Source organism: Sneathiella sp. (assembly GCF_036960985.1).
Taxonomy (GTDB): domain Bacteria; phylum Pseudomonadota; class Alphaproteobacteria; order Sneathiellales; family Sneathiellaceae; genus Sneathiella.
On sequence record NZ_JBALWD010000027.1, the window covers coordinates 37,540 to 58,593 of the forward strand.

Sequence of the window (21,054 nt, forward strand, 5' to 3'; positions counted from 1 at the left end):
TCAAACAATATTGCTTATTCGCTCCGCTCAAGATAAGACTAATGCTCCCACGCGAGAGAATTCCCCATGGCAACCCTAATTCCGATCAAATCACAGAATATTCAAGGAATCGGCTTTATGCTGATCGGTGTTTTGTTTATGTCATCGATGGATGCCGTGGGTAAGTTTCTAGTGCAGGCAGATTACTCCGTTATTCAGATTTTGGCTATTCGTGGCATGTTCAATTTGACGATTCTGTTGACATGGATGGTGACTCACGGTGGGTTTGGATCTGTAAGGACCAAGCAATATAAAGGCCATGGCTTAAGAATAATTTTCGGCCTTTTGGCTCCGTTGCTTTTTTTCATGTCGCTTAAGCATTTGCCCTTGGCGGAGGCAACGGTCATATTTTTCGTCTCCCCTTTTGTCATGACGGCTCTATCCGTCCCAATATTCAAAGAAAAAGTAGGGCTTCACCGTTGGGGCGCCATTTTTGTCGGATTTGCCGGTGTACTAATTGTTTTGCAGCCGACAAGTGGGCTTTTGGAAATTGAAGCCTTTATGGTTTTAGGTGCCAGTTTGAGTTACTGCGCGATCATGTTGATCGGTCGCTGGCTTGGTACAACCGAATCAACCTTCACGATAATTTTCTATATGACCTTGGGAACAACGACTATTACGGGCCTTGCCTCAATTTTTGTTTGGCAACCTATCCCGCTCGAACACATCGGTTTAATTGCGGCAATGGCGGTTCTATCTTTGACAGGAAATATCTGTCTGATTCGAGCGTTCAAGGTAGGAGAAGTAGGCGTGATTACGCCATTTGAGTATACAGGGCTATTGTGGGCGGTGATGTTGGGTTATCTGGTGTTTGCCGAATTGCCCGCAGCGCATGTCTGGACCGGTGTTGGGGTAATTGGCGTCAGTGGTCTTTACCTGGTGTACCGGGAGAACCGCCAAAAGAGTTAGGGTGGAGCTCACTCCACCCTGTTTTTGGACGGCTTAATCGCGCAGCAGATCATTGATGGAGGTCTTCGAGCGCGTTTGCTCATCAACAGTTTTGACAATAACAGCGCAATATAAACTTGGTCCGGGAGATCCATCGGGAAGCGGTTTTCCGGGCAAGTTTCCTGGGACGACGACTGAATAAGCTGGAACCCGGCCAATATGAATTTCGCCGGTATCGCGATTGATTATTTTCGTTGACGCGCTGATGAAAACACCCATAGACAACACAGAGCCTTGTTCAACTATCACACCTTCAACGACTTCCGAACGTGCACCAATAAAGCAATTGTCTTCTATGATAACTGGATCCGCTTGCAATGGCTCTAGGACGCCACCAATACCGACACCGCCCGATAAATGAACGTCCTTACCGATTTGCGCGCATGAACCAACGGTTACCCATGTGTCTACCATGGTGCCGCTATCAACATAGGCGCCCAAATTAACGAAGCTTGGCATCAATACCGCGCCTGGTGCGATATATGCACTCCGCCTGACAACACAATTTGGTACCGCCCGAAAGCCGGCTTCTTTGAAATTCGTTTCAGTCCAGCCTTCGAATTTACTAGGGACTTTGTCGTACCAATTGGAGTTTTGACCGGGGCCGCCTTTGATGATTTCCATATCATTGAGGCGAAAAGACAGAAGAACAGCTTTTTTAAGCCACTGATTAACGACCCAGCCACTTTCGGTTTTTTCGGCAACACGGGCGGAACCGCTATCCAATGCTTCCAATGTTGCTTCGACAGCGTCACGCTCTGCGCCTTTGGTGGCGGGGGATATGGCATCCCTGTTTTCCCAAGCCGCGTCGACGACAGGCTGCAAATCCGCTAATGTCATAGTAATTCCTTAAGCAAGTGAATGAGTATTTTTCGAAAACATAAACTGCCCCGTTAGGATGTCAACATAAGCCTTTTAGAGCAGTTCTCAACCTTGACTAACTGTCCTGTCATTCAGAAGGTTTTGCAGCCAAAGGGCGAGGTTATCTGTAGAATATTGGATATGACCATTCTCAGCTGATTCATGGGACCAATGTTCGTCATTTGGCAACCAAACCGTGATCATGCCCATTTCTCTGGCCGGTGCCAAATTTTTTGCCATATCTTCGAAAAGAACCGCTTTTTTGGGATCGATGTCGAGTTCCTGAACAAGCTTCTCGTAAACACTCATATCTGGTTTTGGGCGATAATCAGCGGCGACGATGTCGAAAATATGTTCAAAATGATGATCTATGCCCAGTTGAGAAGCCACATTCGTTGCATGATAATGCGACCCATTGGTGAAAATGATTTTTCGACCTTCTAATGCCTCCAGTGCGGTACTAAGCTCCGGCGCTGTTGCCAGATCTGTGACATCAATGTCATGGACATAATCAAGAAAGCCCTTTGGATCCATTCCATGATTTTGCATCAAACCGTTCAGGGTTGTCCCATGCTCGTGAAAATATTTTTTCTGGACGGTTTTTGCTTCGGGCAAATCAACACCTAGAAAATCCGAGACGAATTCCCCCATTTTTTTGTCAATCTTGGCAAAAAGGTTCGAGTGCGCTGGATAGAGGGTGTTATCCAGGTCAAAAATCCAAGTATCGATATGATCGAAGTCGGCCCATTTAGGAATTAGTTTCATGACAATGATTGTGGCTCTGATTACAAGATAGAACAAGGCTTAATCAATCAAATTGCATTAGAGACAGCGGTTTGATGATTGAGAAATTTAAGAGGCTATTAAGACCTTTCCTCTAGTCTCACGAGCATTGAAATCCAAAAATATATCTAAGTTTATGCTGCTTGGATCGACCGGAATCGTAAGCCATGGCCCGCACCCGCCACATAGGTAGTGAAATATCGGCGTTTTCCTACGAAGAAAACAAATTGCGAGCTCATAGCAATGATGTCGGCGCGCGCGCGGAGGTTGCTCTTGCAACCGAAACTGAACCAGAAATACTGTATTATCTTGCGGATGATGATGATGTAAATGTCCGACGAAGCCTGGCGCTAAATCCAGCCACTCCGGTTCAAGCAAATGCGCTGCTGGCCAAAGATGAAGAAGATGAAGTCCGGCAGGACCTTGCGAGGAAGATCTGTAAAATTCTTCCGGATTTGACGGGAGAGGCTGCCAAAGCATTGCAAGAGAAAACCATTGAAGTTCTAGAAATGCTGGCAGAGGATCAAGCGACATCCGTTCGGGCAATTGTTTCTGAAGCTCTTAAAGAAGCGTTAGACGCCCCTCACCATATTGTTCTAGCATTGGCGCGGGATCTTGAAGAGATCGTCGCCGGCCCCATCCTGGAATATTCTCCTTTGCTCAGTGATAACGATTTGATCGAAATTATTGCGAGTGGCGTAGCCGCACGAGCATTGCCAGCGATCGCACGACGTGAAGCAATTGATGAGGATGTGTCTGCGGCCGTGGCCGCAAGTCTTGAAATTCCGGCAGTAGCTGCGCTACTGGCTAATTCTTCTGCAAAAGTGCGCGAAGAGACAATAAATGAAATTATTGACCAGGCTGAGAATGTTGCTGATTTGCATGAGCCATTGGCAATGCGGCTTGATCTTTCGCTTCGGGCTGTTCGTCGGATTGCCGGTTTCGTTGGCGCGTCCCTAATTGAAAAACTAGCTCGGAAACGAAATCTAGCACCGGATGTTGAAGCTGACTTAAAACAAATTGTTCGGTCTCGCATCGATAGGGCGGAAGAAATATCGACGTTTCCTGAACCTGATGCCGTATTAAATGCGGACGCATTATGGGCAGCAGGTACATTGGATGAAGAGCGTTTGACCGCTGCCATCAAGGATAAGAACTATGTCTTCGTCATGTCGGCGTTGTCTCTTATGACGGGTTTTAGTCAAAAGAAAATACGGGCAATGCTGGAGGCCCGGAACGGTAAAATAGTGACATCAATGTGTTGGAAAGCGGGGCTTTCCATGAGGCTTGCTTTTAAAATTCAGACGAAAATTGCGCATGTTCCGAGACAAGAAATAATCAATGCACGAAATGGAATCGAATTTCCGTTTACAGAAGAGGAAATGGATTGGCAGCTTTCTTTTTATGCTGAAGATTAATCGATATGGTCCGTAATCATTGTACCGACACCATGTTCAGTAAAGATTTCTAGTAGCAACACATGAGGAATTCTGCCGTCTAGAATGGTTGCGGCATCAACACCTTCTTCAAGGGCGAAAAGGCAAGTTTCCAGTTTGGGAATCATACCGCCGACAATAGTTCCATCCCTCTGCAATTTTTTTACGTCAGTTGGGCTTAGCTTGGACATAAGGTTTTTGTCTTTGTCCAGTACACCCTCAACATCTGTCATCATGATCAGCTTGGTGGCCCCAATAGCAGCTGCTATATGGCCGGCCACCGTATCGGCATTAATGTTATAGGTTTGTCCTTTTGGGCCAATGCCTATGGGTGCAATAACCGGGATTGCGTTGTTTTCCTCAAAATTCTCAAGAATTTCTGGATTAATACGCCGGGGCTCACCGACAAAACCGAGATCAAGTATCCGCTCAATGTTGCTGTCGGGATCACGTTTGGTACGGGTAAGTTTCTGGGCCTCGATCAAATTTCCGTCTTTACCAGAAAGGCCAACGGCCAATCCGCCAGCAGAATTGATTGAGGACACGATTTTCTTGTTGAGGGATCCGGAGAGAACCATTTCCGCAATCTCGACAGTTTCCTTATCCGTAACCCTAAGGCCATCGACGAAGGAACTTTTAATTTTTAGTCTTTCAAGCATGGCACCAATTTGCGGTCCGCCGCCATGGACGATAATCGGATTGATTCCCACTTGCTTAAGCAGTGCGACATCCCGGGCAAAATCATGGGCAAGACTCTCATCCCCCATAGCATGTCCGCCATACTTAATAACGAACGTTTGGCCCGCAAAAAGATGCATATAAGGAAGTGCTTCGGAGAGGGTTTGTGCCTTCCGTAGTTGCTCTTCTACTGTTAATTCCGTGTCACTCATAATTCTTACTCATTCTTCCGAAAGCGAAGCTAGCTCTGCGCGAAGCTCTTCAATTCCAATTCCTTTGGCGGCGCTGGTCAAAAATACTTCCGGATGCGCGGCAGGCCGCTTTGCAAGCTCCTGTTTAATTTTCCCCAATACAGATTTCAAGTCGCTTTGATTGGTCTTGTCAACCTTTGTGAGAATTATCTGATAATTGACCGCATTTACATCTAGCATGTCCATTACCTCGCGATCGGTAACCTTCAACCCATGCCGTGAATCTACGAGGAGGCAAACGCGGCGAAGTTTTGGGCGGCCTTTTAAATAGGTATTTACAAGATCCGTCCAGGCGCTGATTTTTTCCTTAGATGCTTTCGCATAACCATGACCCGGTAAATCGACCAAATACATACGGCTCCCGAGGTCAAAGAAATTAATCTGTTGTGTGCGACCGGGTGTATTGGAGGTCCGCGCCAAGGTGTTGCGATTTGTTAATGCATTTATCAAGCTTGATTTACCGACATTAGACCGGCCAGAAAAGGCAACTTCATTCAGTGGTAAATCCGGTAGCATTTCAAGTGTCGCGGCTCCCGCTACGAATTGGCATTCCTTGGCAAAAAGTAAGCGGCCCGCGTCAATGCGGGCCGCCTTGTTTTCATTCGGATCCAGGTTATCCGTCATTATGTTTCTTCTTTCAGGTTTTATTGCCTGACACAGAAACGCCCATACGTCTCATAATAAGCCATTGTTGTGCCATACTTAGAATATTATTCCATGTCCAATAGATCACGAGGCCGGCTGGGAAGCTTGCCAGCAAGTACGTAAAGAAAATGGGCATGAACAAGAATATTTTTGCTTGTATTGGGTCTGCCGGTTGTGGGTTGAGCTTTTGTTGCAAGAACATGCTGACGCCCATAAGAAGCGGCAAAACACCGATCATCAAGAACTGCGGCGGATCCCAGGGTATTAGGCCAAATAGATTGAACATTGTCGTTGGATCTGGCGCGGCCAAATCCTTGATCCACCCATAAAAGGGTTGATGTCGCATTAGAAGCGTTACGAATAAAACTTTATAGAGGGCAAAGAAAATCGGAATTTGCATGGCGATTGGTAAACAACCAGCCGCCGGATTAGCTTTTTCCTTTTTGTATAGAGCCATCATTTCCTGATTGAGCTTTTGTTTGTCATCACCAAATTGCTCACGCAATTTTACCATTTCCGGCTGAAGTTTTTTCATCTTGCTCATGGAGACGTATGATTTATGGGCGAGGGGAAGAAGAATGATCTTGATGACAACTGTTAAGGCCATGATGGCTAAACCAAGGTTGCCAATCAAACCGTTGAAAAACTCGAGTGCGAAATAAATTGGTTTGGTAAGGAAATAAAACCATCCCCAGTCAATGGCGAGGTCAAATTTCGCGATACCGTATTCTTCCTCATAGGTATCGAGAACAGAAACGACTTTTGCTCCAGCGAACAAGTGATTGGTAACACCAACGGTCGATCCTACGGGAATATTTATGCCTTGTTGATCAAGGAAGTCTGTCTGGAAACGGTCGCCTTGGCTTGTATGTGTAAAGCGTGCTTTGATTTTCGTCTTCTGATCGGGAATGAGGGCCGTTAGCCAGAATTTATCCGTAATACCGATCCATCCGCCAGTAGAATTATAGGATTCGTCAGCACCGTCTGATAAATCATCATAGTCTACTTCTTCCAGCGTTTCATTCAGGACGCCAATTGGGCCCTCATGCAGGATATAGAAATTCGTAGTTTCGGGTGTTCCGTGCCGAGAAATCAAACCATATGGATATAGCGTTACATCCGAAGAGGTCTTATTTTCTACCATTTGTTCAACAGTAAATAAATAGTCTTTGTCAACGGAGATCGTCCTGTGGAAAATCAATCCGGCGCCATTGTCCCATGTTAGTTTGAGAGGCGCTTCAGGTGATAATTCATTTGTTGTCGTCGACCAGAGAGTGTTTGCATTTGGCAGTGCAACGGTCGAATCCGTCGACGGACTCCAGCCAAACTCCGCGTAATAGGGGTTCGGGCTGCCGGCGGGCGATAGTAGTTTGATTTCCGGGCTCGTCGGGTCAACTGTCTCGTGATACTCCACCAAAGTCAGGTCATCGAGTCGCGCGCCTAAAAGAGATACCGAACCGTGTAAAGACGGCGTATTGATTTTTACGCGTTCAGTTTTTTGAAGGCTTTCTTCCCGGGTTACAGCATTTGGGATTGCGGACCCTGGGATGCTTGGTGATGAGGTATCCGCACCAATTGTCGGTGCTTGACCCGTCGTACCGTCTACAGCATTTGTCGCGGCTTGGTTTTGCTGCTCTGCATCGACTTGTGGCCCTTCAACAAAATATTGAAACCCGAAGATAATCAGGAAACAAAGGACGATCGCGATGATCAGGTTTTTCTGATCTGACATTATTTAAACCCTGTTTTTACTCAATGCTGGCGTGGCCGGATGGTTCCGTCCCGCAATGTTGACATTCGTTCTTCTTTTCGGGGACTGGATCATAGCCCTGTCCGCCAAAAGGATGACATCTACTCAATCGACCCAACGTCAAAAATAGGCCTTTTACAGGCCCATGTTTATCCAGCGCTTGCAAAGCATAGCTTGAACACGTTGGGTAATACCGACAACTCGCTGGCAAATAGGGCGAGATCGCATATTGATATACCTTTACCAAACCCTTTAAAACCATTGTTATTGGATTCATCACGATTGACTCCGATTTTTCTTATTTTGGGTCAAAGTGACTTTGTTGAGGGCGGTTAACAAGTCTGTTTGCAGGTCTTTGAAATCACGCTTTATGGTCGTATGCCGACCGATCAAAACGTAATCCCATCCCGGAACAGCGTTACCGGGAATTAAATTCTGTGCAACAGCACGCAGGCGTCTCTTGACGCGATTACGGACTACTGAATTTCCAACCTTCTTAGTCACAGTGAACCCAACACGTACTCTGCCGTCATTTTGATCGGCAGGGACACATGCAGCTTGTAAAACTAGTCCAGGGGCTGCCCATTTGCGACGAACAGAGGCGACACGGAGAAAGTCCGAGCGCTTCTTTAATCGTTCGACGCCGATTGGCATGGATTAAGCTGAAAGGCTCTTACGGCCTTTTGAGCGGCGATTGGCAAGCACCCGGCGGCCACCTACTGTTGCCCGGCGGGCACGAAAACCGTGGCGACGTGCGCGCACCAATTTGCTCGGTTGATATGTACGTTTCAAGAAACTTCTCCGTCGATCATCCACGCCTCAGGGCATAGAGAGAAAACAAGCCCCGCTGTATAAGGTTTCTGCTATGCGAAGTCAATGCAGGAGATGAAAAATGCGAAATTCATTTTTAGGCGGGGTTCAACTCGTCTCACGTTTGGGTGAGCAGGGCTTTCGCAAACGCCCGTGCATAATATGTTCTGAAGACTCAGAGGTTCTAAATGAGAGGAAATCGGATATGCAGTTAGCAGGGAAATTATGTTTTCAAGCTCTTGCATGTGCTACTCTGCGGAGATGGGGCCTCCTAACGTTAGTTAAGGAACGAATCGAACATGGATAAATCCACCAGCAAAAATGGCAGCAAAGGGGGCGGCTTTTCCTTAAAAAAACTCGCTCCATTGATTATCGTTGTTTTACTTTTCGCCTCGTTCTTTATATTTGGGCTGGATAAATACCTTACTTTTCGCGCGTTGAGTGAGAACCGCGATGGGCTGCTGAATTTCGTAAGTGAAAACTACTTAACGGCAATTCTCCTTTATATGGCGTTATATATTGTGGCTGTCGCGTGTTCGTTCCCAGGCGGCTTGCTGATGACCATTACCGGAGGTTTTTTGTTTGGTTGGATTGTTGGCGGAGCTGCGACTGTCATTGCCGCAACTATAGGCGCAACGATTCTTTTCCTTATCGCAGCGACCTCTCTTGGTGAACCTCTTCGAAAAAAAGCAGGGCCATGGCTTAAAAAGCTTGAGGGTGGCTTTGCAGAAAATGCCCTTAGCTATTTATTATTTTTGCGCTTAGTCCCAGCCTTTCCGTTCTGGCTTGTCAACATTGCGCCAGCTTTCCTGGGCGTAAACCTCCGGACTTATGTCATCGGAACTCTAATTGGTATTATTCCCGGCACCTTCGTTTTTGCTTTCTTAGGCGTCGGGCTTGATAGCATTATTGTTGAACAAAAAGGCAAATATGACGCGTGTATGGCGTCTGGTCAGGCGGGATGTACGCTTGATTTTCAGATATCTTCTCTAATCACGACGGAGATCATTTTGTCTTTTGTCGCACTTGGCGTTGTTTCTCTTTTGCCAATTGTCATTAAAAAAGTACGCAAAAGCAAAACCACATAAATAGGATGCCCATATAATGACGACACTTATAAAAGCTGATATTTGCATTATCGGCGGCGGTTCAGGCGGCCTGTCAGTTGCTGCGGGGGCCAGTCAAATGGGCGCCAAAACAGTTCTCGTCGAGGGTGGCAAAATGGGAGGCGATTGCCTGAACTATGGATGCATACCCTCGAAGGCCTTGATTGCAGCCGCTAAAAAGGCGGCGGCCTTAAAAGGTGCGGAAATTTTCGGCGTGACAGGTCCCGATCCTGAAGTGGATTTTTCTAAAGTGATGGATCATGTGGCCGATGTCATTGCGTCCATTGCGCCGCATGATTCAGTTGAGCGATTCGAAGGTTTGGGTGTTCAAGTGCTGCAGGGTTACGGCAGGTTTGTCGGGCCAAATGAGATCGAGGTGGGAGACAATAGAGTCAAAGCTCGTCGGTTCGTCGTTTCGACAGGTTCAACTGCAACAGCGCCACCAATTGAGGGGCTTGAAAAAGCGGGATACCTTACCAATGAAACAATATTTGAAAACAGGGTAAAGCCGGATCATCTTATAATTATTGGCGGTGGACCTATCGGTCTTGAGATGGCGCAGGCGCATGTTCGTTTGGGATCAAAAGTGACCGTTCTTGAGGCTTTTAAAGCATTCGGTAGAGACGATCCGGATCTGAGTTCGGTTGTTTTATCGCACTTGAAAAAAGACGGTATTGATATTCGAGAAGGGGTTAATATTGTCAAAATCTCGAAAGGATCAGATGGCGCCTATAAGATTTTACTTGGCGAAGGAGAGGCGCAAGAAACTCTATCTGGTTCACATCTACTCGTTGCAGCCGGACGGAAAGCCAATGTTGAAAATCTAAATCTGGAGGCAGCCGGGATTGACTATTCCCCTCGAGGTATTGACGTCGACGCGCGTTTACGCTCGACCAACAAAAAGGTATTCGCCATAGGGGATGTGGCAGGGGGGTACCAATTTACGCATATCGCTGGTTATCACGCCGGCATCGTTATCAGAAATGCGTTGTTTCGGTTGCCGGCAAAAGTCGACTATTCGGCTGTTCCTTGGGTTACCTATACGGATCCTGAACTCGCAAATGTTGGGTTGAGTGAAGCAGAGGCGCGGAAGCAACATGGTGATCGGATCAAGGTTCTGGAATTTCCGTTCGCTGACATAGATCGTGCCAGAGCGGAGCGGAAGACTTCAGGTCTGATAAAAGCAATTACGACGGACAAAGGAAAAATTCTTGGGGCGGGAATCGCCGGTGCTCATGCGGGTGAGCTGATTCATCCTTGGGGAGTTGCCATCACGGCAAAGCTCAAAATAGGGACAATGGCGAGCTATATCGCGCCATATCCGACTTTGGGAGAAGTCAGTAAGCGGGCAGCCGGAAGTTACTATACACCGAGCCTTTTTAGTGAGAAAACGCGGAAAATCGTGAAATTTTTATCATTATTCGGCTAAACTTATGGATGATAACGCTTTCGTTATCTCAGTTGATTCGGCTTTTGCTCGTAAAATTGCCATGTTTAGCGTCTAAGGATTTGATCTTAGTTAAATAATTTATGAAGAGACAGGAGACGTCTATGTTCAAGGAAGTTCTAACTGCTGCGGCAATCGCAACAATGGCCTCGTCCGCAATTATTCCTGCTGCTGTTGCTAGCTGTTCAGCTGCAAAAGTATGCAAAGCTTGTGGCGCTTGTGGCGCGAAAAAAGCTTGTGGTGCTTGTAATCCTTGCGCCGCGAAAAAAGCTTGCGGTGCTTGCAATCCTTGCAAGGCAGCTAAAAAATGCAGCCCATGCAATCCATGTGCAGCGAAGAAAAAAGACTAATATTTAATAGTTAAGCCGTTTTCGAATGGTTTGTTCTATAGTCAAGGACTGGCATCATTATATTGATGCCAGTCCTTTTTTTTGGTCTATTCTGCAGCATGCTTTATTTTAAGAAAATTGCCAGCGTCTTTAAGAGCTTGTCTGCTCGGCTACTATTGATGACACTTCTATTTGTCATGTTAGCGGAAGTGCTTATTTTCGTGCCTTCCGTCGCATTCTTTCGGCATAACTATTTGGCTAAAAAAACCGAATTCGCGCATTTGGCGACGTTGTCTCTATTGGCCTCTCCGGACAATATGGTGTCCGAAGAATTGAAAGAGGAGTTGTTGTTCAGGGTGGGTGCCCGCAGTGTCGTTTTACATGGCGCAAACTCGAGGCTTCTCATTTTGAGTGAAAACATGCCTTCAGGTGTTGATGCCGAATTTAATCTCGCCAATAGCAGTCCACGCACGTTGATCGAAGACGCCTTTATGAGCTTAATGATAGGGCCAGATCGTATCATTCGTATAATTTCGCCGATTGAGAATGAACCCAATTCATCGTTGGAAGTGGTAATTGATGAGAGCCCTCTCATTGACGCTATGTACGATTATGCGTGGAATATCTTATGGCTGTCGTTGATCATTTCATTGCTGACTGCGATCTTGGTCTATCTATCATTACATTGGTTGATGGTACGCCCGATGCGGCGGTTGAGCGAAAATATGATTAGTTTTCGTCGCGCTCCGGAAGATCCAACGACAAGCCTCATCGCAACGGCGCGGCAGGATGAGATTGGAGTGGCGGAACGAGAATTAGAGATAATGCAGACAAGGCTGAGGACAGCCCTAAAGCAAAAACAACATCTTGCTGCACTGGGTACCGCTGTGACCAAGATCAGCCATGATCTTAGAAACATCCTCTCGACGTCGCAAATCGTCAGCGATAGCCTCGCACAGATTGATGATCCGAAAGTACAAAAAATCGTTCCCAGACTAATGACGAGCATTGATCGGGCAATTGAACTTTGCTCACAAACTTTAAAATACGGTAAGGCTGAAGAGCGCGAACCGAAAAGAGAACGGTTTTTATTGGAGCCGTTGGTCAATGAAGTCAAAACGTCTGTCGGGATGTCCGCGAGCTCGAAAATTATCTGGAAAAATGATATTCCAGGCGGACTAATGTTGAATGCTGACCGTGATCAATTGTATCGCGTGTTACTAAACCTTTGCAAAAATGCGATACAAGCGATGGAAATGGAAGGTCAAATCGAAATTGAGGCTCGGCGAGCGAACAGTCGAACCATTTTACGGATTGGCGATAGCGGGCCTGGATTGCCAATGAAAGCAAAGGAACATCTATTCGAACCGTTTGCGGGCTCCGCACGTGCGGAAGGAACAGGCTTGGGTTTGTCTATTGCCCATGAACTGATATCCGCTCATGGCGGCGAAATTTCATTGGAACGAACTGACGAATCGGGAACGGTTTTCAGAGTGAAAATTCCAGATTAACCTAATTTAAACCGCTAAATGTTAAGTATATCCCGATGAAACACTATTAATGGTATTTTGTGGGGTTTGCGTTTGGCTATGTTTGGTCTTTGTAAAATAGGATGCGTGATGGGCGCGGCAGTTTTTCTGACGGCCTGTACGACCGATATCGTGAAATCCTTTGATAAACAAATATCTGAATATGCCGGAATTAGCTGTTCTGCGACTAACCTTTCCATCGGCGAAGATTACTGCCAATCACCAACAGAAACTTTTTTGCAAGCTTCGGTATATTGCTACAAAACAATGGGCGGCGTTGATTGTTATCGGAAGCCAAATCCCTATCATACGGAAAAATCTGAAAGAGTACGGCAAACTCTATCCTTGGGTTCCCGAGGTGCTGAAGTCATGACCACGGAAGAATTTGAACTGCGACAGATCATGGCTGAAGGCGTAAAAGCAAGCGATAAGTCGCCGAACTAGCTTCGTATCTGGTCAAAAAACCCCAGAACAAATTTCACTATATTTTCTCTATCCGCTCTTTATTAAGTGCGTAAAAATGTTACGTTACTTAATAACACTCATTGGGAGATTAGAGAGACTATGGCTTGGAATCCAGAACAATATACGCTCTTCTCTGATCATCGATTACGGCCTGCGTTGGATTTATTGGCACAGGTCCCAATCAATCCACCATCTGTAGTTTATGATCTGGGTTGTGGTACGGGAAATGTAACGTCGATAATTTCGCAACACTGGAATGATGCAGTTGTCGTTGGTATCGATAGTTCTGAAGAAATGCTGGAAAAAGCCCGAAGCGACCATCCTTCCATCGAATGGAAGCACGGCGATATTTCTAGTTTCAACCCGACCAGTAAGGGCAATTTGATTTTTAGCAATGCAGCCTTGCATTGGCTTGATGATCACGAAAAACTGTTCCCTATGCTATTGTCAAATTTGCGGCCAGGTGGCGTTCTTGCGGTTCAAATGCCGAATAATTTCAATGCACCATCACATCAGAATATTTACGAATTGGCGCAAGCTCCCAAATGGATTGACATGCTGGGCGGTTTGGTTCGCCCGGCCCCTGTTCATAATATTAATTGGTACTTTGATCTGCTATCTCCTTTGGCCAAGCGTATCAATATTTGGGAGACTACTTACTTTCAAGTGCTGGAGGGCAGAAATGCGGTTCTGGAATGGACGCGTGGCACTGCTTTGCGCCCATTTTTGCAAGCACTTGATGAGAATAGCGTCGAAGCCTTCGAAGCCGAGTATGCGGAGCGTTTACTTGAAGCTTATCCGCAAAGACGTGATGGCTCGACACTTTACCCGTTTTCAAGGTTGTTCATCGTGGTTCAAACCGACGAAGATTAGAGATAAATTTATTGGTCGAGCACTATGCCTTCGCGGCGCGGATCGGCTCCGCCTTGCAGGCCTTCTTTCGTTACCAATATACCGTGAAGACCACTGTTAAGTGTCCGGAGTTTTACTTTATACCCCAGTTTTTCCAAATCGGTTTTGTGCGCAGCCAAAGATGTCTCTTTTTCCAAATCTAAGGTGCCGTTTCGATTGATGTGATGAGGCATATCGATGGCAGATTGCATATCCATATCCCAATCGAGGACACCGACGATTGTCGAGGTGACGTAGCCAATGATTCGGCTTCCACCAGGCGATCCAATTACCATCTGAAGATTCCCGCCGTCGTCCAGCACCATGGTTGGTGACATGGAGCTTCGTGGGCGCTTGCCAGGCTGAATTCGATTATTAACAAGGCCATTGTCGCCGATTGGATTAAAGGAGAAGTCTGTGAGCTGGTTGTTGAGAATAAAACCATCTACCATCAAACGGGAGCCAAAAACATTTTCGACCGATGTCGTCATTGAAACAGCATTGCCTTCTTGATCGATTATGCTGAAATGGCTCGTTGATGGTAACTCAATTGCATTATCGACACTCAATTTTCCCTGCTTTTCAGAAGGTCGGCCAGCGTTAAATGGTATCTGCGAAATAGTGGTATCAATTCGTTTTGCCTGGCTTGCAATATAGGCGTCAGTTAGCATCTCTTTTACCGGAATATCGACGTAGTCGGCATCGCCCAAATACTTGTTTCGATCAGCAAAGGCCAATGCACTTGCTTGTGAAATCAAATGGATTGCATCTGGGCTTCCAGGAGCTACTGCCGCCATATCCCAGTTTTCCAAAACCTTGAGGGTTTGCAAAACCGTAATTCCACCAGATGTAGGTGGACCCATTCCGCAAACTTTATTTTTTCGGTAATCAGCACAAACCGGCTCTCGCATGACCGCTTGATAATTTGCTAAGTCTGCCTCGGTTAGCAAACCAGGATTTGAGCTGTCTGATTGCACTGCAGTAACAATATCTTTCGCGATCTTGCCGCTATAAAAAGCGTTACCACCATTTTGTGCGATACGTTCAAACGTATCCGCCAACTTTGGATTCTTCAAGATAGTGCCAACCGGTTTGGCGGCGCCATCAGGTAAATAAAAATACTTTGCAGCCGCAGTTTTGGTTTTTAAAAATTTATCTCGCTCAAGGAGGAAATGCAGTCGTTCTGAGATCGGGAATCCATCGCGCGCCAATTTTATGGCCGGTTGAAACAGGACGTTCCAAGGCAGGATGCCATGATCTTGATAGGCCAGCTCCATCATCGCAACGACACCAGGTACACCGACTGAGCCACCACCAACAACCGCTTCGTAGAATTTTTTCTTGGTTCCGTCGGATTTGAGGAAATGGTCTTCAGCAACGGCAGCAGGAGCCATTTCACGGCCATCATACGTTTCAACTGCTTGATTTTCGCCGTCGAAATAGAGCATAAATGCGCCTCCTCCAATACCGGAAGATTGTGGCTCCACCAATGTCAAAACCATTTGTGTCGCAATCGCGGCATCAACGGCGCTCCCGCCCATTTCCAAAATATCCCGTCCGGCTTTGGCCGCAAAGGGGTTAGCGGCGGAAATCATAAATCTGCTAAATTCTTGTGCAGTAGCAGCACTCGTCGAGCCCGCTATAATGACTGAGGACAAAACAAGTAGTTTTATGCTGGCGCGACGAAAAAATGCCGTATGGCTCATGGAAAAAAGGTTCCTTTAGATTGAATTTTGCAGTTGCGAAGAAATGTTGACCGATACAAAGCGCAAGGCTAACCTCCTTACTCTAAATGTAAATTTAAGAAGCAGAGTATGATAAAGACTGGTCCCCTAAACCTTATCACAGATGTGGACGGCATAAAAATAGGCAATGCCGAAGATACTAAAGTCGTGACGGGCGTCACAGCTATTATCCCTGATGCCGCCGCAATAGGAGCTGTTGATGTTCGAGGAGGCGGGCCGGGAACGCGAGAGACAGAGGCCCTTAACCCTGATTGTTTGGTTGAGCGAGTGGATGGTATCGTCTTGAGTGGCGGATCTGTTTACGGGCTGGAAGCGGCATCAGGTACGGTGGCTGAATTGGCGCGACAAGGAAAAGGGTTTAATCATAAAGGTATTATTGTCCCTATTGTTCCGTCGGCAATATTATTCGACATGTTAAACGGTGGCGATAAAAACTGGGGCGATACATCGCCATATCGGCAGTTAGGGATTGAGGCGACCCAAAATCTTGTCACAGAATTTCAACTCGGAAATGTCGGCGCCGGTTATGGTGCGACTGAAGCGCGCTATAAAGGCGGGCTGGGCAGTGCTTCTATGGTGACAGACAAAGGAGTACAAGTCGGTGCAATTGTGGCCGCAAATCCTGTAGGCAGCGTTATTATTCCGGGTACAAAGTCTTTTTGGGCCTGGGCGTTTGAACAAGAGGGTGAATATGGGGGTCTCGGTCCGCCGGCCTTTGTTGGAGACATGCCTCTTGATATGCCTGAAGGCTCCAGCCTTGCCGAAAATACGACGATTTGTGTTGTTGCAACGAATGTCGCGTTGACTAAATCAGAGGCGAGACGGGTTGCGATAATGGCCCATGATGGGATCGCACGCGCAATTAGGCCTGTACATACCCCGTTTGACGGGGATAGTATTTTTACATTGTCGACTGAAAAGCAAGAACTAGAAGAGCCTCGGTCGATTGGACTGGCAAGAATTGGAGCGATGGCAGCAGACTGTGTTGCTCGGGCAATTGCCAGAGGCGTTTACAATGCGGAGAGTTTAGCAGGTGTCCCCGGATTTCAGTCAGAGTTGTTCAAGGATTAATACTTAGGGAGAAAGTAATGAGAAAACTATTTATTGCGGCAGCTGTCGCCAGTGCTGTATTTACACCGCTGTCAGCGCAATCAGCAAATGACAGTGCTAATTTCGCGATGCGATTGGAACCACCGGGACTGGATCCCCGAACAGGCGCTGCTGCGGCTATTTCTAGCATTACACTATACAATGTATTCGAAGGTTTGACCCGCATCGATGCCGCTGGAAATGTGCAACCAAATCTTGCTGAAAGCTGGACAGTTAGCGATGACGGTAAGACTTATACGTTTAAGCTTGTCGAAGGCGCTAAATTCCATGATGGATCAGATTTTGATAGCTCGGACGTAAAATATACATTTGAAGCGAATGCCGCAGAAGATAGTAAAAACAAGCAAAAAAAGCGTTTCACTAATATGGCAAGCATCACAACACCGGATGCCAATACGGTTGTGATTGCGTTAAAGGAACGGCGCCCTGACTTATTGGCACAATTGGGTGAATCAACAGCCGTAGTTGTAGATCCAGGGTCAGCATCTGGTAATGCAACAACACCTATTGGAACGGGTCCGTATAAATTTGATAGTTGGATTAAGGGAGATAGTGTCAAACTTTCTGCTGCAGATACTTATCGGGATGCGGCAAATATTCCTATCAACAAAGTGTCCTTCCGATTTATCGGCGATGGGACAGCGCGTCTCGCAGCTTTGCTGGCCGGGGATGTTGATTTCGCGGCGATTCCAAATGAGTTGCTATCGAGCGATGCTTTGAATGACAACTTCGTAATTATTTCTGGCAATACAAATGGAGAAACAATCCTCAGCACGAACAATGCCACCGAAGCCTTGTCAAAATTGAAAGTGCGGCAGGCCATTGCCCATGCCATCAAGCGTGACGATATTATTGATGGCGCGATGTTTGGCTACGGTACGCCTATTGGATCTCATTTCGCACCTCATCATCCGGACTATATCGATTTGACCAATACATATCCGTATGACCCGGAGAAATCCAAACAACTGCTAGCTGAAGCTGGGTATCCAGACGGACTGGAGCTTTCGCTGAAATTGCCGCCCGTAGACGACTATGCGCGCAAAGGTGGTCAGATCGTTGCTTCACAGCTTGAAAAGGCTGGGTTTAAAATTACCATTGAAAATGTTGATTGGCCGAAATGGTTGGACGAAGTTTATAAAAAGAGAAATTATGACTTGTCCATCGTCAGCCATGTTGAGCCAATGGATATCGGGAATTACGCTCGAGATAGTTATTACTTCAACTACAAGAACGAAAAATTTAACGAAGTAATCCGTCAAGCCGATTCAGCTCAGTCACCTGCCGAACGTACGGAACTACTTCAGCAGGCCCAGACCATTCTTGCGGAAGATGCGGTCAATGGCTTCCTGTTCCAGCTTGCACGGGTTGTCGTTATTCGCAAAGGACTGAATGGCGTCTGGAAAGACTTGCATTTGTTTTCGACAGATGTCGCTCGCATGTCTTGGGATAACTAGTAACCGCCGACTAAAATGAAAAACCCGCTGGTGGGAAGCCAGCGGGTTTTATTTTGAAGAGAAGGGTATCTGAACAAACGCTCCTCTTCGCAGGAAGCTTTGTTTTGTTAGGCCGCCACAGAATGGCGTCCACTTAAATATTGGTCTAATTGATCAGCACCGCCGATTTTTATGCCGTCGATGAAAATTTGAGGGGTTGTTAATTCTCCCGAGATTGCGCGGAGTGACCTATTAGTCGCATCTGATCCCAAAACAATTTCTTCGAAATCAAAGCCCGCTTCGTTCAATGCAGATTTAGCGCGTGCACAATGCCCGCAACCTGGCTTGGAGAAAACACTAATGGCCTTTGGCTTTACGGCCTTTGGATTGAGATGCTGGAGCATGGTATCGGCGTCAGATACTTCAAAAGGATCTCCTTCAACATCCGGCTCAATAAACATCTTTTCTATTTTGCCGTCATTTACAAGCATGGAGTAGCGCCAGGAGCGCTTGCCGAAACCTAAATCACTTTTGTCCACCAGCATGCCCATGCCTTGTGTAAAGGCGCCGGTTCCATCAGGTAGAAAGGTTATATTTTCGGCCTTCTGCGTCTTTTTCCATTCGTTCATAACGAAGGTATCGTTGACGGAAAGGCAAATGACATCATCAATACCGCACCCCTTAAAAGTAGTCGCCAATTCATTATATCTGGGCAAATGCGACGATGAACATGTTGGGGTAAATGCACCGGGAAGGGCAAAAAGAACAACCTTTTTACCGGCGAATAATTCGGCGGTTGTAACGTCTTTCCAGGCATCGCCGCTGCGTGTTTTAAAATTTACGGTTGGTATCTGACGACCTTCGATATTTTCAAGCATTTAGTGTCTCCGAACGCTGTAATTGAATTTCTCACTTTATATAAGGAGGAGGTGCCATTTTTGCAAATACTTTTTAGAATTATTAAAAACTATTACATAGTAAATCAAAAAATGAGTGATTAGTCATAAAAAAAGCAGCTGAAGATCAGCCGCCGCTCGTAATCTTAAGTAAGATTATCGTACGAATATGCGATTATCGTACGAATATGTGAACTTCATTTGCGGCAACTTGTGTATTCGAAGTTGCTGACAGGTTTACTCGAGACGCCGGCAATCCCATATTCGTAAGGGACCGAAGTACTTTTTCCGCATTGCGGGCTGACTGTGCCTGGTTCGCAGCAACATCTCCCTGCAGCGGTGAAATAGAGACGACATCAAAACTTGATTGAGGGCGTTGCTGCATGGTTTGGCTAACCGCTTCATATAATGCCTGTTCATAGGCCACATCTTCTCTGTCGAAGCGAATGATAACCAATGCATTTGAGCCACCAGTTACCGGGTCGGACACCGAGGAGGTTTTTAAATAGTTTCTACTTCCCGCGCTGCCTAGAAAGCCACCATTTTTTATGGCATCGGAAAGATTGGTCAGGTTCGCTCGCTCAGCGCCTACATAGGAAGTCTGTCGGGTAATGTCTCCTGAAAGCTGATTTAAAAGCCGGTTAGCAATCACCGAGGTTCTGCTTGCTTCATCTTCCAGTACCGTCAGTTGCCGATGATCTTCCTCGATTGCGCCACTGAGTTCGAAAGTAGATTTCGTTGAATCGAGTAAATACCCCGCTTCGTTGGCATCTGCTGAAACATTATTCGCCAGACCATTCATCTGCGAAACATCGTCTGCAATTTTTTCGAGGCCTTTTTGCGCGTCATTCCACTGGTTTATGAGAATCGGGTTGCCTTTAGTTGTCCCAATTTGCAGACGCGCATTTATTGCTGCCATCGTACCGTGATACTGCTGCGAATTTGCGGCTGTTGCTGCTTGAAGCTCTTCAAATTGTGCGCTGTGCTGATTAATACGTTGTTGTAATCCCGCCAATTCTCCGCGAAGCCCTTCAACGCGTTCACCAACTACGGTCCCTGTGCTGGGCGCAGACGTTATTGCGGGAAGCTGAAAGCGACTGACCTTTTCCGCCATAGCGGGGGCGGGGGCAGTCGTTGTTAGTGTCGGATCAGGATTACCTTCTGCATCGGACGGAGCAATAGCTACACCGGTTGCTGAAGTCGCGGGAGTTTCATCTCCCGTAAGCGGCGGAAGTAACTTGTCGTCGACAAAAGAACAGTTGGCAAGCAGCAAAATAGCGCTAACCGTCAGGGGTCGGGTAATGTTGAATTTCATAGTTGTAAAACACTCTTTGTTTCTATGCTCGCAAGCACCCGCGGTAGGGCCGCGAAGTCTCGCTTCCATATATCCCGATTAAATAAATCGGGTGCCAGATACTAGCCAATGTCGAGCGTGGCGACAAGAACCGATTTTCCAACAACTATTTCTACTTTTTTCGTTTAATCGCTTGCATTGGGGAACCCTTTTGATTAATTTCCCGATCCTTGGAGGCGCGGCAGTTGTCGCTCACTCTGTTGTTAGGCAAAATAGCCTGCATTGCGCACCGGTAGCTCAGCTGGATAGAGCACTAGACTACGAATCTAGGGGTCGGGAGTTCGAATCTTCCCCGGTGCGCCATTTTCTCTCAAATTATTTTAATAACACCGGGTCGGTTTCGTCAGGGTCTTGCCATAATTGGTTCTATATTGACATAAAACAGTAATCTACGTTCTCTATGTAGATTACATATATGGAAAATCGATACTTATAGATTTTAAAAATTAATTTTGCAGGAGCGCAGAATGCGTAAACCAAAATCTGAAGAAATTTCGTTTGATGAATTTGATGAAATCAACAACCCACCACCGGCTACGACAGAC

21 protein-coding genes and 1 tRNA gene are annotated in these 21,054 nt (G+C 46.5%); 11 read left to right on the forward strand and 11 right to left on the reverse strand.

The genetic code is table 11. From position 1 onward, the window contains the following. The first annotated feature begins 66 nt into the window (after positions 1–66). On the forward strand, positions 67–948 hold the full coding sequence (locus tag V7723_RS14540; RefSeq protein ID WP_335685213.1) for a DMT family transporter: 882 nt from the start codon (positions 67–69) through the stop codon (positions 946–948). A 33-nt stretch (positions 949–981) separates the two neighbouring features. On the opposite strand, the gene dapD is transcribed toward V7723_RS14540, so the two are convergent. After that, positions 982–1,827 (reverse strand): 2,3,4,5-tetrahydropyridine-2,6-dicarboxylate N-succinyltransferase, encoded by an 846-nt coding sequence (gene dapD, locus V7723_RS14545; protein ID WP_335685214.1) that lies wholly within the window; start codon positions 1,825–1,827, stop codon positions 982–984. A gap of 87 nt (positions 1,828–1,914) precedes the next feature. Continuing rightward, positions 1,915–2,613: a pyrimidine 5'-nucleotidase gene (locus tag V7723_RS14550; RefSeq protein WP_335685215.1), complete on the reverse strand. Its 699-nt coding sequence runs from the start codon at positions 2,611–2,613 to the stop codon at positions 1,915–1,917. 185 nt (positions 2,614–2,798) lie between these two features. Here V7723_RS14550 and V7723_RS14555 point away from each other — a divergent pair, with 185 nt between their 5' ends. After that, the gene (locus tag V7723_RS14555; protein ID WP_335685216.1) at positions 2,799–4,049 is read left to right on the forward strand and encodes a DUF2336 domain-containing protein; all 1,251 of its coding nucleotides are present in this window, start codon (positions 2,799–2,801) and stop codon (positions 4,047–4,049) included. On the opposite strand, the gene argB is transcribed toward V7723_RS14555, so the two are convergent. The 6 genes from argB to rpmH are packed head-to-tail and all read right to left on the reverse strand — an operon-like array spanning position 4,046 to position 8,183. Further along, the gene (gene argB, locus V7723_RS14560) at positions 4,046–4,957 is read right to left on the reverse strand and encodes an acetylglutamate kinase (RefSeq protein WP_335685217.1); all 912 of its coding nucleotides are present in this window, start codon (positions 4,955–4,957) and stop codon (positions 4,046–4,048) included. The two genes, V7723_RS14555 and argB, sit on opposite strands and share 4 nt — an antisense overlap. A gap of 9 nt (positions 4,958–4,966) precedes the next feature. Beyond that, positions 4,967–5,620 carry a ribosome biogenesis GTP-binding protein YihA/YsxC gene (gene yihA, locus V7723_RS14565; RefSeq protein ID WP_335685218.1) on the reverse strand — a complete coding sequence of 218 codons (654 nt, stop codon included), beginning with the start codon at positions 5,618–5,620 and terminating at the stop codon, positions 4,967–4,969. A 13-nt stretch (positions 5,621–5,633) separates the two neighbouring features. Continuing rightward, the gene (gene yidC / locus V7723_RS14570) at positions 5,634–7,373 is read right to left on the reverse strand and encodes a membrane protein insertase YidC (protein ID WP_335685219.1); all 1,740 of its coding nucleotides are present in this window, start codon (positions 7,371–7,373) and stop codon (positions 5,634–5,636) included. A gap of 16 nt (positions 7,374–7,389) precedes the next feature. Next, a complete protein-coding gene (gene yidD, locus V7723_RS14575) occupies positions 7,390–7,653 on the reverse strand; it encodes a membrane protein insertion efficiency factor YidD (RefSeq protein WP_443024233.1) in 264 nt (87 codons plus the stop codon). A gap of 14 nt (positions 7,654–7,667) precedes the next feature. After that, complete coding sequence (gene rnpA, locus V7723_RS14580) at positions 7,668–8,045, reverse strand: ribonuclease P protein component (protein WP_335685221.1); 378 nt, start codon at positions 8,043–8,045, stop codon at positions 7,668–7,670. A gap of 3 nt (positions 8,046–8,048) precedes the next feature. Continuing rightward, positions 8,049–8,183: a 50S ribosomal protein L34 gene (rpmH, locus tag V7723_RS14585; protein ID WP_161313830.1), complete on the reverse strand. Its 135-nt coding sequence runs from the start codon at positions 8,181–8,183 to the stop codon at positions 8,049–8,051. 317 nt (positions 8,184–8,500) lie between these two features. Between rpmH and V7723_RS14590 the strand changes: the two genes are divergently transcribed. The 6 genes from V7723_RS14590 (at position 8,501) to V7723_RS14615 (ending at position 13,950) form a co-directional block, all read left to right on the forward strand. Continuing rightward, positions 8,501–9,289, forward strand: a complete 789-nt coding sequence (locus V7723_RS14590; RefSeq protein ID WP_335685222.1) for a TVP38/TMEM64 family protein — start codon at positions 8,501–8,503, stop codon at positions 9,287–9,289. A 16-nt stretch (positions 9,290–9,305) separates the two neighbouring features. Beyond that, entirely contained in the window at positions 9,306–10,736 is a 1,431-nt protein-coding gene (locus V7723_RS14595; protein WP_335685223.1) for a dihydrolipoyl dehydrogenase family protein, read from the forward strand. A 122-nt stretch (positions 10,737–10,858) separates the two neighbouring features. After that, entirely contained in the window at positions 10,859–11,104 is a 246-nt protein-coding gene (locus V7723_RS14600) for a hypothetical protein (protein ID WP_335685224.1), read from the forward strand. A gap of 158 nt (positions 11,105–11,262) precedes the next feature. Then, positions 11,263–12,594, forward strand: a complete 1,332-nt coding sequence (locus V7723_RS14605; protein WP_335685225.1) for a sensor histidine kinase — start codon at positions 11,263–11,265, stop codon at positions 12,592–12,594. A 108-nt stretch (positions 12,595–12,702) separates the two neighbouring features. Further along, positions 12,703–13,056, forward strand: coding sequence for a hypothetical protein (locus V7723_RS14610; RefSeq protein WP_335685226.1), 354 nt, complete (start codon positions 12,703–12,705; stop codon positions 13,054–13,056). Positions 13,057–13,176: 120 nt separating this feature from the next. Then, positions 13,177–13,950, forward strand: coding sequence for a methyltransferase domain-containing protein (locus V7723_RS14615; RefSeq protein ID WP_335685227.1), 774 nt, complete (start codon positions 13,177–13,179; stop codon positions 13,948–13,950). Positions 13,951–13,958: 8 nt separating this feature from the next. Here V7723_RS14615 and ggt read toward each other — a convergent pair whose 3' ends face one another. Continuing rightward, a complete protein-coding gene (gene ggt / locus V7723_RS14620) occupies positions 13,959–15,674 on the reverse strand; it encodes a gamma-glutamyltransferase (RefSeq protein WP_335685228.1) in 1,716 nt (571 codons plus the stop codon). A gap of 108 nt (positions 15,675–15,782) precedes the next feature. On the opposite strand from ggt, the gene V7723_RS14625 reads away from it, so the two are divergent. Beyond that, on the forward strand, positions 15,783–16,784 hold the full coding sequence (locus V7723_RS14625) for a P1 family peptidase (RefSeq protein WP_335685229.1): 1,002 nt from the start codon (positions 15,783–15,785) through the stop codon (positions 16,782–16,784). Positions 16,785–16,801: 17 nt separating this feature from the next. Continuing rightward, positions 16,802–18,280 (forward strand): ABC transporter substrate-binding protein, encoded by a 1,479-nt coding sequence (locus V7723_RS14630; RefSeq protein ID WP_335685230.1) that lies wholly within the window; start codon positions 16,802–16,804, stop codon positions 18,278–18,280. Between the two features lie 107 nt (positions 18,281–18,387). On the opposite strand, the gene V7723_RS14635 is transcribed toward V7723_RS14630, so the two are convergent. After that, positions 18,388–19,137, reverse strand: a complete 750-nt coding sequence (locus tag V7723_RS14635) for a glutathione peroxidase (RefSeq protein ID WP_335685231.1) — start codon at positions 19,135–19,137, stop codon at positions 18,388–18,390. Between the two features lie 193 nt (positions 19,138–19,330). Further along, positions 19,331–20,470, reverse strand: coding sequence for a hypothetical protein (locus V7723_RS14640; protein ID WP_335685232.1), 1,140 nt, complete (start codon positions 20,468–20,470; stop codon positions 19,331–19,333). Between the two features lie 265 nt (positions 20,471–20,735). Here V7723_RS14640 and V7723_RS14645 point away from each other — a divergent pair. Then, positions 20,736–20,812 (forward strand) — tRNA-Arg (locus tag V7723_RS14645). Positions 20,813–21,054: the final 242 nt, after the last annotated feature.

Excerpts from the sequence above, each read along its gene's own strand:
- V7723_RS14615 (WP_335685227.1), top strand. The coding sequence starts at position 13,177 with ATGGCTTGGAATCCAGAACAATATACGCTCTTCTCTGATCATCGATTA.
- V7723_RS14590 (WP_335685222.1), top strand. The coding sequence starts at position 8,501 with ATGGATAAATCCACCAGCAAAAATGGCAGCAAAGGGGGCGGCTTTTCC.
- dapD (WP_335685214.1), bottom strand. The coding sequence starts at position 1,827 with ATGACATTAGCGGATTTGCAGCCTGTCGTCGACGCGGCTTGGGAAAAC.
- rnpA (WP_335685221.1), bottom strand. The coding sequence starts at position 8,045 with ATGCCAATCGGCGTCGAACGATTAAAGAAGCGCTCGGACTTTCTCCGT.
- V7723_RS14555 (WP_335685216.1), top strand. The coding sequence starts at position 2,799 with ATGGCCCGCACCCGCCACATAGGTAGTGAAATATCGGCGTTTTCCTAC.
- V7723_RS14640 (WP_335685232.1), bottom strand. The coding sequence starts at position 20,470 with ATGAAATTCAACATTACCCGACCCCTGACGGTTAGCGCTATTTTGCTG.
- yihA (WP_335685218.1), bottom strand. The coding sequence starts at position 5,620 with ATGACGGATAACCTGGATCCGAATGAAAACAAGGCGGCCCGCATTGAC.
- V7723_RS14610 (WP_335685226.1), top strand. The coding sequence starts at position 12,703 with ATGGGCGCGGCAGTTTTTCTGACGGCCTGTACGACCGATATCGTGAAA.
- yidC (WP_335685219.1), bottom strand. The coding sequence starts at position 7,373 with ATGTCAGATCAGAAAAACCTGATCATCGCGATCGTCCTTTGTTTCCTG.
- argB (WP_335685217.1), bottom strand. The coding sequence starts at position 4,957 with ATGAGTGACACGGAATTAACAGTAGAAGAGCAACTACGGAAGGCACAA.
- V7723_RS14630 (WP_335685230.1), top strand. The coding sequence starts at position 16,802 with ATGAGAAAACTATTTATTGCGGCAGCTGTCGCCAGTGCTGTATTTACA.
- V7723_RS14600 (WP_335685224.1), top strand. The coding sequence starts at position 10,859 with ATGTTCAAGGAAGTTCTAACTGCTGCGGCAATCGCAACAATGGCCTCG.
- V7723_RS14540 (WP_335685213.1), top strand. The coding sequence starts at position 67 with ATGGCAACCCTAATTCCGATCAAATCACAGAATATTCAAGGAATCGGC.
- V7723_RS14625 (WP_335685229.1), top strand. The coding sequence starts at position 15,783 with ATGATAAAGACTGGTCCCCTAAACCTTATCACAGATGTGGACGGCATA.
- V7723_RS14605 (WP_335685225.1), top strand. The coding sequence starts at position 11,263 with ATGACACTTCTATTTGTCATGTTAGCGGAAGTGCTTATTTTCGTGCCT.
- ggt (WP_335685228.1), bottom strand. The coding sequence starts at position 15,674 with ATGAGCCATACGGCATTTTTTCGTCGCGCCAGCATAAAACTACTTGTT.
- V7723_RS14550 (WP_335685215.1), bottom strand. The coding sequence starts at position 2,613 with ATGAAACTAATTCCTAAATGGGCCGACTTCGATCATATCGATACTTGG.
- V7723_RS14635 (WP_335685231.1), bottom strand. The coding sequence starts at position 19,137 with ATGCTTGAAAATATCGAAGGTCGTCAGATACCAACCGTAAATTTTAAA.
- V7723_RS14595 (WP_335685223.1), top strand. The coding sequence starts at position 9,306 with ATGACGACACTTATAAAAGCTGATATTTGCATTATCGGCGGCGGTTCA.
- yidD (WP_443024233.1), bottom strand. The coding sequence starts at position 7,653 with ATGGTTTTAAAGGGTTTGGTAAAGGTATATCAATATGCGATCTCGCCC.